Genomic DNA, 14,415 nt, shown 5'->3' on the forward strand with positions numbered 1-14,415 from the left:
GGCACGCAGAGTCAACATGGTAAATCGCACTATCGCCGCCGCCGCCCTTTGCCTGCTGGCGGGCTCCGCGTGGGCGCAGGAAGAACCCCCTGCACCCTTGGCGGACACCGAGCAAGTCCTGATCGTCGGCCAGCGCCCTGGCCCTGGCCTGTGGAAAGTCAGCAAAGGCGATCACGTGATGTACATCTTCGGCGACTACGCGCCGCTGCCGGTCAACATGGATTGGCGTTCCCAGGAGGTTGAATCCATCATGGCCAAGTCGCAAGAGTATTTGCGAAAGCCGGAGTTCGGGATGTCGGTGGGCTTATGGGGTGGGCTCAAAATGCTGCCCTCCCTTTTTGGTGCGAAGAACAATCCGGACGGAGCGAAACTGGTCGATGTGCTGCCTGCAGAAACCTATGACCGCTGGCAGGCGCTCAAGGCCAAATACATCGGCAAAGACTCTGGCATTGAACGCGAGCGCCCGATGTTCGTGGCTGAATCACTTTACACGAAAGGCCTGGAAAAGAACGGCCTGACCAAGAGCACCGGAGTCTATGCCAGGCTGGAGAAGCTGGTGCAGCAATATAAGGTGAAGACCACGTCCAGCAATGTCGAGATGGAGCTGGAAGATCCGGCGCAAGCGCTAAAGGACTTCAAGCACTCCGCCGGCACGGACATCGCGTGCTTTGTCAAAACTGTGGACCGCCTAGAATCCGATCTTGGCGCCATGCGCACTCGCGCCAACGCCTGGGCCGTCGGTGACATGTCGAAGATCGCCTCGCTGGATTTTGCCGACCGCGAAGAGTCCTGCAAGGATGCTATCCTCAACAACGATGCGTTCAAATCGAGACTGAAAGACGTCATGGAAAACCTGAAGAAAAACTGGGTGGTCAATGCGGAGCGCGCGCTGGAAAAGAACGACACGACTTTCGCTGTGCTGGCACTGCAAAGCATCCTTGACCCGAAAGGCCCTGTCGCCGAACTGAAGGCCAAGGGCTACAAAGTGGAAGCGCCCGAATAATGCTGATCGACGGTTTCAAATACAAACAGTGGGCCGATCGCCGGACCCTTGATGCTGCCAAAGCGCTTGAAGCGCAGAAGGGACGCGCAGCGGTTGCCTTCATTCGCCAGCAGTTGAACCACATGGTCATAGTGGAAGAACTGTTTAGGGCACGCCTGATTGGAAACGAGCGTCCGCATAACACCACAAATACCGAGGCCGTTCCAACACTTGATGAACTTGAGAGAAAGCTGACCCAATCAAACGCATGGTTCACCCGATACGTCAACGAGTCGACTTCCGAAACGCTGAATGAACAAGTCTCTTTCCAGTTCGTAGACGGCAAACAAGGCCGGCTCACCCGTCTCGAAATTCTTTTCCACATCATCAATCATGGTACCTATCACCGCGGTGCGATCGGTCATGCCTTGGATTTGGAAGGGGGCGTGCGCCCAGCCGATACCTTCACCGTTTTTATCCACGCAGAAGAACCTGAGCGAAGGCAGCAATCCTCCATGAGGCAGCCATGAAATCCACTAGACGTTGGTACCTTTGCCGAGTTTTGAACCTAGAGTGAGTTAGCCACCAGCGATATGCTTTCCGCAAACTACACATCCGAAAATATTTGTAGAGCGCTCGGCCTGGGCGGTTTTGCCAACGATTGGCAGCTCGCTGGGGCGGACGAATGCATCCGGGTCCTTTTGAAGCCGTCGTTCCATCGAGAGATCTGCATTTCTGTTTTATGCATAGCAGGAACGGTTTCGGTTTCCGTCGTCGCGGCAGTTTCGCAAATCTGGCTTCAGGATTGGCCTTTGCCTCAATTGACGCAAGTAGAACAAGAAGCCGGGATTCTCCCTGATCTGCAGTTCGCTCGATTGTCATCCTTGCTTGACTTAGCCGCAGAGCCACCCCAGACCCCGCGCTTTGTTGTGATTGATGGAATGACGGCTCATTCAATTCACCGCAAGAACCGCTCCGGTAAAGTGAATGTTGACCAGAATGTTGCGAGCGACGAGAAATATAAGTCGTTTGTAGCGGAGGTGATCAAACAAACGCACAGTGCGACAGGACATCCGGGCATTCGCAATGCACTTGCCGACGCAGGCCGATATGTCGGCCTGCAGATCCCGGTCGAAGCGGTACCTCCAGCCAAAGAGATAGTCCGTACGATTGTGCTGGGAGGGGAAGACGAGACGTCTCAGATACTCGAAGCGCTTCGCAAGCAACACGGAGAGTAATTACCGTTTCCTTAAACCTGCCTTCAAAAAAAAAGGATGGATAAATAAGTGCTGGGCCTCGACGATAAAAAGTGGAAGGAGCTTCATGGCGGTTATCGAATCCCATATGACGCTTCGATAGCCCTGCGGTCAATGAAAGACGGTCAAGACGTATGGGATGAACTTTGGAATGAGCTCCATCATCAAGGCGACGTTGGCGTCGCGTCATACGCGGCAATTCCGCAGATAGTTAGCTATGCGGCCGCGGCAAGCGTGAGGGATTGGAATTTTTACGGGTTTGTGGCGACAATCGAAGTTGAACGTCATCGCAGAAACAATCCTGAATTGCCGATATGGTTAAAGGCAGATTACGAAAATGCGTTGGCGCGAGCGTATGCCTTAGCCTTGGCGGATCTTGGGTTGAGCACCGACAGCGCCACCACTCAAGCCATTCTCAGCGTGCTAGCACTCGCAAAAGGCGAGTTGAAGCTGGGCGCCATGCTTTCGGGTCTTGACACATCTGAACTGGAAGAATGGCTGGAAAAGCGTTTGGCTTGGTCTGAGGTTTACGGAGAATGAGTGCATAATCGGCCACTAGCGGACCCATCATCGTGGAGCTACTTGAATGAAGTTCGAAACTGTGTCAAACGTTGAAATTGCAGCTGGGGATTCGCTCTTAGTGGTGACGCTGGAAAGCGAGAACTGTACTACTACATTCATGATCCCGAGATCGTACATGGCAAGCGGCAGCAGGCTCTAAACAGTAGAACTTGCTTTTCATAACACCAGTCGCGGCGGCATGCGGGCATGAGCAGTAACACTCATTTCAATATTTGATTCTGCTGTAATGCCAACTCTCTACACAGAAAACTTCGGGGGAAATATGGAGAGCGATCTTTTAGTTGGACTTATGGCGACTCCGCTCGCAATCATCGTCTGGTTGATGGTCGTGTTTTGTCTGTCAATCGCAATCTACCGAGCAAACGATAGTCCGGCGCCAATTTCACCGCTTCGTTTGTTGATCGGTTATGGATCAGCATTTGTGGTCTGCGTGGTCTTGTCGGCATTTAGTGCTTACGTATCGCCTGAAGATGCACGCAGCATTTGGCAGGTGCCGCCAGAGCACTATAGGGAGGCAATCGTGAGGGAGTTCATGTCAAATCTAATCTTGAGCACGTTTTTGGCGGGCTTGGGAATCGCCGCAATTGGCGTTCCGGTGATTTTCCGATTGGCCAGGTCTGGCCGAGGTCAGGTCGGCTGGGTGCTGCTTGCGAGTCTGTTCATCTCTGTCGCCTTCTCAGTCCTGCTGGGCGTAACCGTTCTGCAGATCTCTGGCAATTGGCTATCCGACTTTCTCACCTTGCTCGGATATTCGCTTTTCACGCACATTCTCCTATCACTAGGATTTAGTGTGGGGGCCGGACTTCCCTGGCGGGCGCACGGCTAGGCCGAACGAGATTCGCTGCGGCGCGGCTTTGGTATTACGAATGCAGTCGGTATCTGCCATGAGCGGGCGCCCTCGCTCAACAAACCTTTTATCTCTTAATTGCCTGGAACAGGAAATGCGAAAATTCATGCGGGTGCTCATTGTGGGACTTTTTTGCCTTTGCACAAGTGCTAAATCGAGCGAACTCAGCGACGTCTCAATGGTGCAACTCATTTCAAACCCACAACAGTACGATGGTAAGCCAATCAGGCTTATAGCCTTTTTGAACCTGGAGTTTGAAGGCAACGCGCTGTACTTACATCGCGAAGACTTTGACAAGTCTATATTGTCCAATGCCGTTTGGATTTCACTGGATGATCAGCAGCTTCGTGCATCGAGAAAGCTCAGCAAAGGATACGTATTGGTTGAAGGGATCTTCAATGCCAAGGACCGGGGACATTTCGGTATGTTTTCAGGTTCCATTGAGCGCGTTACACGCTTGCAGAGTTGGGAACGCAAGAAGAAATGAAATACCGTAAGGTTTTGTCTCGCCTTGGCGTGTCGTTGACGGGCAAGTATCTTTTGAGCGTCAAGAGATTCAGTGAAGGGGGCTGCCAGAATTGAATCTATCCATCAGAAGAACGCCAATTGAAATTTTATGAGCATCGAATCGATCAAGAGGCGTGCTAGGGACGGAACACTTGAAGTCGAGCACCTTCTAAAGGACGCGATCCATCCGAACGACGCGTTAGCAATGGCTCTTGATGCGTTGAGCGCAGAGATGCAATGGCCCTTTGCGAGTGCGCTTGACACTGGAGATCGTCAAGTCCCTCTGGCGACTTGGGCGAAAGTCGTTTCCACCTATTGTCGCGACGGCTTCAACGGCTTGATTCATCTTGCCGGTGAGCCGAAACTGGCCAATTTCGTTATCGGCTTACTTGAAGAGATTAAGAAGAAGGAATCGTTTGATGCCTTGCTACTGGCATTCAAGGAAAACGTGAGCAACCCGTGCTGCGACGTTGACACCTCGTATCGGATCGCGGGCGCGGTGAATCAAATGCTTAGCTTCAAGCCAATCGTCGAAGCCGCCCCGCACCAGGCGATCGAGCTTCGCGCATTTTTATGCGCTCTCTATGCCTGTTCCGGGAGCGAGGCACAACGTGCGACGGCGCTACTTGCACTGCGCGCTATCGGTGACGAAAGCAGCGCTGAATTTGCCGCGTCCAAGTCCCTTGATAGCCCTTGGCATGAAGTCCCTAAGATTGTCAGCAAACATATCAGGAAACGTCTGCTTACCGCGCAAGCATAGACTGGTAGAAAGTCGAAATTGACAAGGATAGACCCGAGGAAGAGCATGCTTCCTAAATTGCTTAAAAAGCCTACGTACGACAGGGTTTCGGCCAATAGATGACGCCTGAAATATGAAATGAGTCCAGATTACGTACAGCAAGTGCCGACATATACTTTGTGGCGAGCGGGCAAAGCCTTCTGGAGAAGTTTTGTCTTGGCTTGGCTGTTCCCGGTCTTCTTTTTGTGGGGAGGTTTGCTCGCTGACGAACTAGGTCATCCCATGGCCTTCTTTTGGGTGGGAGCGCTGCCGTTTTTCTTCAGGGCGAGTAAAAGGGCATTTCGCCCATATTTTGAGCGAAAGATAGGTAGCTGGGCATTGACGTTTTAGGCAATGCTTATTCCATTCATGATATGGGGCGCAGCAGTCTTTGGACGCTTGATTTTCATTCAGTTGCAAAGCTGAGAAATCAAGTTTAGCGCTCGCGCGGAAGTCCACGACGAGGTGCGGAGCGGCCGATGGCACGAAGCCAAAGGCCAGCTTAATTCCAGTACAGCTCAGGCGCGCTTCGCCTTGCCGCTGCTTTGTGGCGGCAGCTTGAACACTTCCAGCGCTTTGGCCACGGCCTGCGCCTGCACATCCAGCACGCCGGTGGCGGTGGAAGCTTCCTCCACCATCTGGCTGTTCTGGCGCGTCACTTCATCCAGCTGAACGATGGCGTCCTTCACCTGATTCACACCGTCGCTTTGTTCGCGCGTCGCGCCGCGAATGTCGCCCATGATGGACGCCACGCGGCCAATAGCCGCAATCACCGCATCCATATCACTGCCGGCCGCAGTTGCCACGCTGGCGCCGCCTTCAATCTTGTGTGCCGATGCATCGATCAGCGCCTTGATATCCTTGGCCGCCGCCGCGCTGCGTTGCGCCAGGTTGCGCACCTCGCTGGCCACTACGGCGAAACCGCGGCCGCTTTCGCCGGCGCGCGCCGCTTCGACCGCAGCATTCAATGCCAGGATATTGGTCTGGAAAGCGATACCGTCGATCAGGCCGATGATGTCGACGATCTTGTGCGAAGACTGGCGGATCTCGTCCATCGCCGTCACCACCTGTGCCACCGCCACGCCGGTACGTCCGGCCAGCGCAGTCGCTTCGTTCGCCACACCGTTGGCGGTGTTGACGTTGTCGGCGGTCTGGCTCACGGTGCCGGTGATCAGGCCCATATGCGCCGATGTCTGTTCCAGATTGGCTGCTTGCGCTTCGGTGCGGGCAGCCAGGTCGGCGTTGGCGGTACGCACCTGTGTCGTGGTGCTGCGGGTCAGCGCGAAGTTGCCGCGGATGTCGCCGAGGATGGAGGCCAGGTTCAGGTTCAGCTGGCGCACGAAGGCTTGCAGCTTGCCCAGTTCATCGTGGCGATCCACCGCCATGCGTGTGGTCAGGTCGCCGCCTGCCAGGATGCGGGTGGCCTTGATGCAGGCTTGGATCGGCGCCACGACAGCGTGGTGCAGGTTGTACCAGCCGTACAGGGCCGCTGCAGCCAGCAAGAACGCCTGCACGTGCAGGGCGGTGCTGGAGTATGGCAGCACAGCGTGCAGCGCCATCGACAGCGACAGCAGCGCCATGCTGCCGAAGCAGATCGTCATGCGCTGCGTCAGGGAGATGTCGCGCAGCGCCTTGGAGAATTTCTTCCAGCCGCGCGGGGCAGCGCTGCCGCGTGCGATGCGCACGCCGTCCGGATTCGGGCCGCGTACGGTACGGTACAAGGCTTCCGCATCCTGGATCTGTTCGCGCTTAGGCTTGGTGCAGACCGACATGAAGCCGGTGGTGCGGTCTTTTTCAATCACCGGCGTGACGTTGGCGATGCACCAGAAATGGCCGCCGTCCTGGCAGCGGTATTTGACCAGGCCGCGCCATGGTTCGCCTGACATGGTGGTGCGCAGCATGTCTTCGTCGACGTCGCGCGGCATGTCCGGATGGTAGAGCGATTTTTGCTGGCGGCCGGCGAGGTCTTCGTCGGCATAACCGCTGACCGCGATGAAGGTTGAATTGGCGTAGGTCAGGCGGCCCTGCAGGTCCGTGGTGATGACGATGGGTTTGCCGTCTTCCAGGAGGATTTCACGTTCGGCTGCGGTGATTGTGCTGCGCATGTTGACACTTAGTTTCAGTTAGGAAATATCGCTGAACATACTAGCAGATAGCGAGCAGGCCACGCTCGGAAGCGTGGCCTTTTCGTGGTATTTCCGCCAAAACTATTGTCGCCGGATTAATTTATGGCAGTTCCATCGCAAAGCCCACGCCAAAGCGGTTCCAGGCATTGATGGCACCGATCACGAAGGTCAGCTCCGACAGTTCCTGTTCGCTGAACTGGGCGGCGACTGCGCTGTAAGCCTCGTCCGGTGCGCCGTTCTTCGACAGCTCGGTCAGGGTCTCGGTCCACAGCAGGGCGGCACGTTCACGTTCGTCGAAGAAGGGCGTTTCGCGCCAGGCCGACAGGGCCAGCAGGCGGCGCACATCTTCGCCGTGTTTGATGGCATCCTTGCTATGCATGTCGATGCAATAGGCGCAGCCATTGATCTGCGAGGCGCGGATCTTGACCAGTTCGCGCAGCTTGAGCGGCAGTACCGATTCGGCTGCGGCGCGTTCCAGGCCCATCATGGCCTTCATGGCGTTAGGGGCGGCTTTGAAGTAGTCGATGCGTTGCATGGTGGATTCCTCCGTGAGTTGTGATGAATCCACTTTAGTCCGGGCGAGATTGCGGATAAACTGGTCTTTTGCGTTTTGAATATACGGAAAGTCGGCTAATCATGGCTTTTGACCGTTTGGAGGCAATGCGCGCCTTTTGCCGCATCGTCGAAATAGGGAGTTTCGTCGGCGCGGCGGAAGCGCTGGGCGTGCCCAAGACCACCATCTCCGGGCAGATCCAGGGCCTGGAAGCCCACTTGGGCATGAAGCTGCTGCACCGGACCACGCGCCGGGTCTCGCCCACCGCCGATGGCGCGGCCTACTATGAAGGCGCCCGCACCTTGCTGGACGACCTGGATGAACTGGAGTCTTCGCGCCACCATTTGCGCGGCCGGGTGCGGGTCGAAATGCCGTCGCCGGTCGGCACCTCCCTCATCATTCCCGCGCTGCCCGATTTCGCGGCGCGCTTCCCCGACGTGCAGCTCGATATCGGCTGCGGCGAACGCGTGGTCGACATCGTGCAGGAGGGCATCGATTGCGCCCTGCGCGGCGGCCCGGTGGCGGACCAGGACCTGGTCGCGCGGCTGGTGGGCAATATGCGCTTCTGCCTGTGCGCCGCACCGGGCTACCTGGCGGCAGCGCCGAAGCTCGCAACGGTGGAGGACTTGCCCGCGCATCGCTACCTTGGCTTTGTCTTCGCCGCGACAGGCCGCCAGCATATTCAGACCCTGCTGCGCGGCGAGCAGCGCTACATCATCGAACAGCAGGCGGCGATGCGCTTCAACAGTGCGGCTGCCTACATCGCTTCCGGCGTGGCGGGCCTGGGCATCCTCAACATCCCGCGCGCCGAAGCCGCGCCGCATTTGCGCAGCGGCGCCCTGGTGGAAGTCCTGCCCGACTGGCAGCTGGGCAGCATGCCGATCAGCCTTGTCTACCCTTATGCGCGGCGGCTGTCGGCCCGCGTGCGCGCCTTCACCGACTGGGCCACCGCCTTGTTCGCCAACGACCCGCTATGGCGCTGAGTAATTGCTGAGTCCGTTGTGTTACTGTTGGCGTTCGGTCCGTTTATTTGAGGAGGTGTGCCATGGGTATTCTCGATGTGCTGAGCCAATTCTCGGGCGGTAATCACCCGGAAGGGATGCTGGAAGCAGTGACCACGATGCTGAACGATCCACGCATCGGCGGCCTGCAAGGCTTGGTGACAAAATTCCAGCAGGGCGGCATGAGCGGCGTGATCGCGACCTGGGTCGGCACCGGCCAGAACCAGCCAATCAGTCCGGACCAGTTGCAATCGGTGCTGGGCAACGAGCACCTGCAGCAGATCGCCAGCCAGCTAGGCCTCAATCCGCAGGAAGTCGCCGGCCATCTGGCGCAGCTGCTGCCGCAGGTGGTCGACAAGCTCACGCCGGACGGCACCATCCCGCAGGATGGCGGCGGCCTTGGCGGCATGCTGGGCGGCTTGTTCGGCCGTTCCTGAAGGCGATACTGAAACCAATATTGAGGTCGCAAAAGATACGATTGGTCGATTCCCAACCCTGTGACTAGCATGGTAAGGCAGTCAAAAAATCACAGGGAGACCTTTCAATGTATAGAACTGCCTTACGCGGCATCGCCGCATGTTTCGCCATGCTTGTCGGTATGGTTTTCTCCGCGCACGCCGCCACGCCGATCACGATCAATACAAGCGTGCAGTACAAGATCAAGAACGTTAATAGCGGCCTGGTGCTGGGTATCGATGGCGCCAGCCAGGCCGCGGGCGCCAAGGTAATCCAGTGGGCCGACAACGGAACCACCGATCACCTGTGGCACTTCATGCCGATGGGGAATGGGCGCTATAACATAGAGAACATGCTGACGCACCAGGTGCTGGGCGTGACCAATGCCTCCACTGCCGACGGCGCGCAAATCGTCCAATGGTCGGACAACGGCACGTCGGACCATCTGTGGATCGTCACCCAGGCGGCAAGCGGCAATTTCCTGATCCAGAACGTCAACAGCGGCAAATACCTGGACGTGTATATGGCCAGCGTGTCAAATACCGCGACCATCGACCAGTGGGGTTCGACCGGCTGCAACTGCCAGGAGTGGCAACTGGTGAATACCGGGACAAGCCCGTATCCTGCGCCGCGCGCCATCACGGGGAACGGCATCTTTGTGCACGATCCTTATATGCTGCGCGACAGCGGCGGAAAGTATTGGCTGTATGGTTCGCACCAGACGCTGGCTACGTCGACCGATGGCGTCAATTTCGCCAACTACACAAGCTGCACCACAGGCCAGATGGGCGGCTACGCTCCAAACTGCCCGCCGATCGGCCCGGACTTCAGCTCCTGGAGCGGACTGCAGACGCCGAAGGGATGGAACAACGGCGCCAATACCGACGTCTGGGCGCCAAGCCTGATGCTGGTGAACGGCACCTACTACCAGTACTACTCGATCCCGTACCTGCCAAGCAGCGGAGCGGAAGCGGTAATTGGCGTCGCCACCAGCAGCTCGCCGGCAGGTCCTTGGACCGACAAAGGCTTCGTCACCAAATCCTGGAACAGCAGCACCACCTCGCCGCCGCCAGGCTTCTGGGCTACGACTGACAATGCGATCGACCCGGCGCCGTTCCAGGACGCCAGCGGCAACTGGTGGATGGCGTGGGGCTCGTGGACTGACGGCACGCACCTGGTGCAGCTTGATCCCGCCAATGGCCTGATCAAGACCAATGCACCGGTGTACACCGTTGCCAAACGCGGCACGCCGTCGGCGGGCGAAGAAGGACCGTTCATCTACTACTACAACGGCTATTACTACTATTTCGCACCAATCAACGAGTGCTGCAAAGGCTCGACCAGCACATACCGTACCATCGTTGGCCGCTCCAGCAGCGTGACCGGGCCATATGTTGACCGCGCCGGGGTAGCGCTGACGGCAGGCGGCGGCACCATTCTGCTCAGCACCCACGGCAACATCATCGGCCCTGGCGGCGGCAGTGTGTTTACCGACGCCGGCAACAACAATACGCCGACCTTTGTCTACCACTATTACGACGGCAACAACGGCGGCCGTGCTACCTTGGGCATCAATACGCTCGGATTCACCGCCGACGGATGGCCTTTCGTTAAATAAGGCCGAGCGGTGCAGGGAGGGCGGGGCGCGCCCCGCCGGATGAATTTCCTGGTTGTGCTCAGTCGAGCTTTTGGAACTGCAGATCGAATAGGCGCTCCCTCGCCAAGCTCGCGCCTGTGACGCCCCCTTTGGCATCACGTTTGAAGCGGACCACGATGTCGTCGCCGCCAAAGGTATCCGGGCCGAGCGGCGCGAGATGGAATACGAAGTCGGGACGGTAGGCAATGCGGAAGTCCAGGTTGGCCCCATCGGGAATGACCTGGTAGGTCGTCATCACTTCGTCGTTCCTGTAGAGGCCCGCATAAGCCTTCGGTGCGCTTGCGTCGCCTACGCGCCGGTAACGCACCGTATCACCGCCAGGCCCGCGCGCGATGAAGCTGTCGTTGTCCGCAAACGTAAATGTCCCGGATTTCACTGCAAAGGCCCTGCCGCCAAGCGCGCGCAGGAGGGTTCCATTCGGTAGCGTGAGGCCGCCGTCGCGATAGGCGAGGGGAACCTTGACGCCAGTCAGCGTGTTATAAAAAGTGCCGGCCAAGGAGGCTGAAACTGGCGGGACCGACTGTTCCTGCGCGCCATTGGCTGATGGGGGCAGCAGCTCTTGCGCGATGGCGTGCGCCAGCGTGCCGGGGTTCACATCGCCCGCGTTGCACAGCAAGGCGATCGACAAGCCCTGCTCCGGATAGCGGCCAAGCCAGGTGCGATAGCCCGCAGTGGAGCCGTCATGTGCCACTTGCACGGCGCCCTGAAAATTCGTCACCGACAGGCCGTGGCCGTACACGCTCACCTGGCCGGCGGGCAGCGCAGGTATCTGCTCAAAGTGCTGCGCGACGAAAGCGCCAAGGCGTTTGCTGGTCAAGGCCTCATTCCAGATCATCAGATCGCTGACCGTGGTGAGTATGCCGCCATGGCCGATCACATCTTCAAATGGCATATCTTGCTCATAGCCGGCATCGGCACGACTGTAGGCTATCGCGCGGTCGGGCACGACGCGCCTGAAATTGTCGCGCCACTGCGTATGCGTCATGCCAAGCGGCGCAAACATGCGCTCGCGGGTAAATTCCGCCAGGGTTTTTCCACTGACGCGTTGAACTACCAGCGCCGCCAGGACATAGCCGGTATTGGTGTATGAGTAGCGAGTACCAGGCTGGAAATTAAGCGAGCGTTGGCGTGCCGTCAGCGCCAACGCCTGATCCATCGTGACCGCCCGGGTGCCGCGTGGCCAGCCGCTCATCTGAACGAGAGCGCCCCAGTCGCGCAAGCCGCTGGTGTGCGTCAGCAAGTGGTCAATGGTGATGCGCTGGCCGTAATCAGGCAACTCCGGCAGATATTTGCGCACGTCGTCCGATAGCGACAGCTTGCCGTCCTGCGCCAGCAGCAGGATCGCCGCCGCGGTAAATTGCTTGGAAACGGAGCCGGCTTCGAATACCGTCTCCGGCGTGTTTGGTACGTGGTGTTCCAGGTCAGCCTGGCCATATGCCCGCACCACTACAGGCTTTCCTGCCTGCCCGATTGCCACTGCGCAGCCCGGGGTGTCTGGGCCTGCCCAAGTATTGAATATCTTGTCGGTCAGCTGGGGAAGTGCCGCACTTTGCGTCGCAGCATACAACGGGGCTTGCAGCCCGAATAAAAGTGCTACGGCTAGCTTGATCATGTTCTCCAGGTCTTTTGTGTTCGCAGCAATGCGGGATTTGTATTCTCCCAGAATGAGGCGAGGCGCGCATGAATCCGCTGAAGAGTTGTCAACAGCTGGCAAACGCGCATAGAATGCGAGGCGTGCGGGTGTAGTTCAATGGTAGAACGGCAGCTTCCCAAGCTTTAGACGTGGGTTCGATTCCCATCACCCGCTCCACTCCTTCTTCGGCGTACTTTCCTATGGTAGGGTAGCTACTTTGTAACCAAGGAGCTGCGCCATGAGCATCAAGAATCACCTATCCATCCTGCTGGCCGGCCTGGCGCTCGCCGCCAGCGTACAAGCGGGCCCGCTGGACGCCCTGACCGACAAGGAAGCTGGCGGCGGCCTGAAAGCGGCGCTGGAAGCTGGCTCCGTAGCCGCGGTGGGCAAACTCGGCGTCGACGGCGGTTTCCTGAATAACGATGCGGTGCGCATCAAGCTGCCGAACATTCTGCAGAAGGCCCGTCCGCTGCTGGAAATGACCGGCCACGGCGAGCAGCTGGATGAACTCGAAACCGCGATGAACCACGCCGCCGAGCAAGCCGTACCGCTGGCGAAGCCTTTGCTGGTGAATGCCGTCAAATCGATGACGCTGAGCGACGCCAAGGCCATCCTGACGGGCGGCGATACGTCGGTCACCGATTTCTTCAAGGCGAAAACCGCATCCGAGCTGTCCGTGAAGTTCAAGCCGATTGTGAAAGGCGTGACGGACAAATCCAGGCTGTCCGGCAAATTCAACACGGCCATGGCGCAGGCCACCAAATACGGCCTGGCCACTGAAGACCAGGCGACGGTCGAAGGCTATGTCACCCAGCGCGCGCTGGATGGCCTGTACCTGATGATCGGTGAAGAAGAGAAGAAGATCCGCGAGAACCCGGTTTCGTACGGCAGCAAGGCGATTGCCAAAGTCTTCGGCCTGCTGAAATAGAGCTCGGCGGCGAATTAAATCAAGGTGCGCCTGCGCGGGTTGCGTGCCTGCGCGGCGGAATTCAGTACCTCCAGCTGGCCGGCCTTGAAGGTTTGCTGGTGCTCGCCATCGCTGTCGTGCCAGCGGCACACAACATCGTCATCATCACCCAGGCCACTGCGGCCCGGGGTGGTGCGGATCACCAGCATTTTATGGCGCCAGCCAAGTGGCCGCACCGCATCGCCCGCCTTTGCCCGTTCGCGTTCCATGATTGCCCCCTGCTAGCTACAACCATCATGATACGCCTGCCGGGCAAGGCAGGGCGCTAGTTACTTTCAGGAACCTATCAGCTGGACCGCATCAATGTACAGGCGGTCCGTCGTGATGTTATTGGACTTGGTGATGCGCGCAGCCTTGGCCTTATAGGCGGTCTTTTCAATCGGCTGCACAAGCCAGGTGCGGGCGCCGCGCTTGTCGGCTTTCACCATGTTCACGCCGCTCCAGACGGTGTTCCACTTGCCATCGGTATCCTGCAGTTCCAGCTTGGTGATGCCTTCCAGGCCATAGCCGTCGCTGATCGCCACGCGCAACTGGGTGGCGTTAACCGGCTTCTCGAAGGTCACTTCCAGCGAGTCGAAACCGACGTCGCTGCCCTTGGTGGCGTAGGATTTGCCGTCGACCTTGCCGGTGGCATTGGCCGGCTCGTAGGTGCTGCCGCCGTATTCCGAGGTGGCGCTTGCAGTCTTGGCCCATTGGCCGTTGGCGTCGTTGATGTAGCCGTCCTCCATGTTGGAGTAATCGAGCTTGGCCTGGCGCTTGGCCATTTCCTTCTGCTCGTCGCTCAGGTTTTCCGTATTCACCTGCGGCGTTTGCAGCGGACCGTTGCTGGCGGCGGCTGCGGCGGGAGCTGGTGCCGCCGGAGCAGGTGCTGGTGCAGGTGCGGTAGCCGCTGCGGCGGCTGGTGCGGGCGCGGCTTCCGCGGCGGTTACTGGCGCTGGCGCTTTCTTGGCGCAGGCGGCGAGCAGCAGGGCAGGTAACAGCAAAGCGTACTTGGTCTTCATCACGATTCCCTTATTGATTATCAAAACAACAAGTCGCCGATGATGTCACAACTGCGCCCCGCGTTCAAT

The 14,415-nt window shown here is 58.3% G+C and carries 16 protein-coding genes and 1 tRNA gene; 12 read left to right on the top strand and 5 right to left on the bottom strand.

Features of this window, described 5'->3' with window-relative positions:
- The first annotated feature begins 16 nt into the window (after window positions 1-16).
- The 7 genes from GM658_RS13450 to GM658_RS13480 all read left to right on the top strand — a co-directional run bounded on the left by GM658_RS13450 (window position 17) and on the right by GM658_RS13480 (window position 4,934).
- Window positions 17-1,003, top strand: a complete 987-nt coding sequence (locus GM658_RS13450; RefSeq protein WP_155454563.1) for a TraB/GumN family protein — start codon at window positions 17-19, stop codon at window positions 1,001-1,003.
- On the top strand, window positions 1,003-1,512 hold the full coding sequence (locus GM658_RS13455; RefSeq protein WP_155454564.1) for a DinB family protein: 510 nt from the start codon (window positions 1,003-1,005) through the stop codon (window positions 1,510-1,512). Before GM658_RS13450 ends, GM658_RS13455 begins: the two co-directional genes overlap by 1 nt.
- Window positions 1,513-1,575: 63 nt before the next feature.
- Window positions 1,576-2,220, top strand: a complete 645-nt coding sequence (locus GM658_RS13460) for a hypothetical protein (RefSeq protein ID WP_155454565.1) — start codon at window positions 1,576-1,578, stop codon at window positions 2,218-2,220.
- Window positions 2,221-2,268: 48 nt separating this feature from the next.
- Window positions 2,269-2,778: a hypothetical protein gene (locus GM658_RS13465; RefSeq protein ID WP_155454566.1), complete on the top strand. Its 510-nt coding sequence runs from the start codon at window positions 2,269-2,271 to the stop codon at window positions 2,776-2,778.
- A 268-nt stretch (window positions 2,779-3,046) separates the two neighbouring features.
- Window positions 3,047-3,646: a hypothetical protein gene (locus tag GM658_RS13470; RefSeq protein ID WP_155454567.1), complete on the top strand. Its 600-nt coding sequence runs from the start codon at window positions 3,047-3,049 to the stop codon at window positions 3,644-3,646.
- Window positions 3,647-3,761: 115 nt separating this feature from the next.
- Entirely contained in the window at window positions 3,762-4,154 is a 393-nt protein-coding gene (locus GM658_RS13475) for a hypothetical protein (protein ID WP_155454568.1), read from the top strand.
- A 129-nt stretch (window positions 4,155-4,283) separates the two neighbouring features.
- The gene (locus GM658_RS13480; protein ID WP_155454569.1) at window positions 4,284-4,934 is read left to right on the top strand and encodes a hypothetical protein; all 651 of its coding nucleotides are present in this window, start codon (window positions 4,284-4,286) and stop codon (window positions 4,932-4,934) included.
- A 536-nt stretch (window positions 4,935-5,470) separates the two neighbouring features.
- On the opposite strand, the gene GM658_RS13485 is transcribed toward GM658_RS13480, so the two are convergent.
- A complete protein-coding gene (locus tag GM658_RS13485; protein WP_155454570.1) occupies window positions 5,471-7,057 on the bottom strand; it encodes a methyl-accepting chemotaxis protein in 1,587 nt (528 codons plus the stop codon).
- A 121-nt stretch (window positions 7,058-7,178) separates the two neighbouring features.
- The gene (locus tag GM658_RS13490) at window positions 7,179-7,613 is read right to left on the bottom strand and encodes a carboxymuconolactone decarboxylase family protein (RefSeq protein ID WP_155454571.1); all 435 of its coding nucleotides are present in this window, start codon (window positions 7,611-7,613) and stop codon (window positions 7,179-7,181) included.
- Window positions 7,614-7,714: 101 nt separating this feature from the next.
- Between GM658_RS13490 and GM658_RS13495 the strand changes: the two genes are divergently transcribed.
- The 3 genes from GM658_RS13495 to GM658_RS13505 all read left to right on the top strand — a co-directional run bounded on the left by GM658_RS13495 (window position 7,715) and on the right by GM658_RS13505 (window position 10,706).
- Complete coding sequence (locus GM658_RS13495) at window positions 7,715-8,614, top strand: LysR family transcriptional regulator (RefSeq protein WP_155454572.1); 900 nt, start codon at window positions 7,715-7,717, stop codon at window positions 8,612-8,614.
- Window positions 8,615-8,676: 62 nt separating this feature from the next.
- On the top strand, window positions 8,677-9,069 hold the full coding sequence (locus tag GM658_RS13500; RefSeq protein ID WP_155454573.1) for a YidB family protein: 393 nt from the start codon (window positions 8,677-8,679) through the stop codon (window positions 9,067-9,069).
- 107 nt (window positions 9,070-9,176) lie between these two features.
- Window positions 9,177-10,706: a family 43 glycosylhydrolase gene (locus GM658_RS13505; protein WP_155454574.1), complete on the top strand. Its 1,530-nt coding sequence runs from the start codon at window positions 9,177-9,179 to the stop codon at window positions 10,704-10,706.
- Window positions 10,707-10,764: 58 nt separating this feature from the next.
- Here GM658_RS13505 and GM658_RS13510 read toward each other — a convergent pair whose 3' ends face one another.
- On the bottom strand, window positions 10,765-12,357 hold the full coding sequence (locus GM658_RS13510; protein ID WP_155454575.1) for a serine hydrolase domain-containing protein: 1,593 nt from the start codon (window positions 12,355-12,357) through the stop codon (window positions 10,765-10,767).
- Window positions 12,358-12,481: 124 nt separating this feature from the next.
- Here GM658_RS13510 and GM658_RS13515 point away from each other — a divergent pair.
- Both GM658_RS13515 and GM658_RS13520 read left to right on the top strand, forming a co-directional pair.
- A tRNA-Gly gene (locus GM658_RS13515) sits at window positions 12,482-12,555 on the top strand.
- A 61-nt stretch (window positions 12,556-12,616) separates the two neighbouring features.
- Window positions 12,617-13,306, top strand: a complete 690-nt coding sequence (locus tag GM658_RS13520; protein ID WP_155454576.1) for a DUF4197 domain-containing protein — start codon at window positions 12,617-12,619, stop codon at window positions 13,304-13,306.
- A 14-nt stretch (window positions 13,307-13,320) separates the two neighbouring features.
- On the opposite strand, the gene GM658_RS13525 is transcribed toward GM658_RS13520, so the two are convergent.
- Together GM658_RS13525 and GM658_RS13530 are read right to left on the bottom strand one after the other, a co-directional pair.
- A complete protein-coding gene (locus GM658_RS13525) occupies window positions 13,321-13,554 on the bottom strand; it encodes a hypothetical protein (RefSeq protein WP_155454577.1) in 234 nt (77 codons plus the stop codon).
- A gap of 66 nt (window positions 13,555-13,620) precedes the next feature.
- Window positions 13,621-14,346 carry a hypothetical protein gene (locus tag GM658_RS13530; RefSeq protein WP_155454578.1) on the bottom strand — a complete coding sequence of 242 codons (726 nt, stop codon included), beginning with the start codon at window positions 14,344-14,346 and terminating at the stop codon, window positions 13,621-13,623.
- Window positions 14,347-14,415 lie beyond the last annotated feature (69 nt).

Origin of the sequence: Massilia eburnea, from assembly GCF_009720745.1 — a bacterium.
GTDB lineage: Bacteria > Pseudomonadota > Gammaproteobacteria > Burkholderiales > Burkholderiaceae_D > Rugamonas > Rugamonas eburnea.

What these genes read in the sequence shown, in the direction of transcription:
- GM658_RS13505 (WP_155454574.1), top strand. Translation starts at nt 9,177, where the DNA reads ATGTATAGAACTGCCTTACGCGGCATCGCCGCATGTTTCGCCATGCTT.
- GM658_RS13500 (WP_155454573.1), top strand. Translation starts at nt 8,677, where the DNA reads ATGGGTATTCTCGATGTGCTGAGCCAATTCTCGGGCGGTAATCACCCG.
- GM658_RS13495 (WP_155454572.1), top strand. Translation starts at nt 7,715, where the DNA reads ATGGCTTTTGACCGTTTGGAGGCAATGCGCGCCTTTTGCCGCATCGTC.
- GM658_RS13460 (WP_155454565.1), top strand. Translation starts at nt 1,576, where the DNA reads ATGCTTTCCGCAAACTACACATCCGAAAATATTTGTAGAGCGCTCGGC.
- GM658_RS13520 (WP_155454576.1), top strand. Translation starts at nt 12,617, where the DNA reads ATGAGCATCAAGAATCACCTATCCATCCTGCTGGCCGGCCTGGCGCTC.
- GM658_RS13470 (WP_155454567.1), top strand. Translation starts at nt 3,047, where the DNA reads ATGCCAACTCTCTACACAGAAAACTTCGGGGGAAATATGGAGAGCGAT.
- GM658_RS13530 (WP_155454578.1), bottom strand. Translation starts at nt 14,346, where the DNA reads ATGAAGACCAAGTACGCTTTGCTGTTACCTGCCCTGCTGCTCGCCGCC.
- GM658_RS13455 (WP_155454564.1), top strand. Translation starts at nt 1,003, where the DNA reads ATGCTGATCGACGGTTTCAAATACAAACAGTGGGCCGATCGCCGGACC.
- GM658_RS13510 (WP_155454575.1), bottom strand. Translation starts at nt 12,357, where the DNA reads ATGATCAAGCTAGCCGTAGCACTTTTATTCGGGCTGCAAGCCCCGTTG.
- GM658_RS13525 (WP_155454577.1), bottom strand. Translation starts at nt 13,554, where the DNA reads ATGGAACGCGAACGGGCAAAGGCGGGCGATGCGGTGCGGCCACTTGGC.
- GM658_RS13480 (WP_155454569.1), top strand. Translation starts at nt 4,284, where the DNA reads ATGAGCATCGAATCGATCAAGAGGCGTGCTAGGGACGGAACACTTGAA.
- GM658_RS13490 (WP_155454571.1), bottom strand. Translation starts at nt 7,613, where the DNA reads ATGCAACGCATCGACTACTTCAAAGCCGCCCCTAACGCCATGAAGGCC.
- GM658_RS13475 (WP_155454568.1), top strand. Translation starts at nt 3,762, where the DNA reads ATGCGAAAATTCATGCGGGTGCTCATTGTGGGACTTTTTTGCCTTTGC.
- GM658_RS13450 (WP_155454563.1), top strand. Translation starts at nt 17, where the DNA reads ATGGTAAATCGCACTATCGCCGCCGCCGCCCTTTGCCTGCTGGCGGGC.
- GM658_RS13485 (WP_155454570.1), bottom strand. Translation starts at nt 7,057, where the DNA reads ATGCGCAGCACAATCACCGCAGCCGAACGTGAAATCCTCCTGGAAGAC.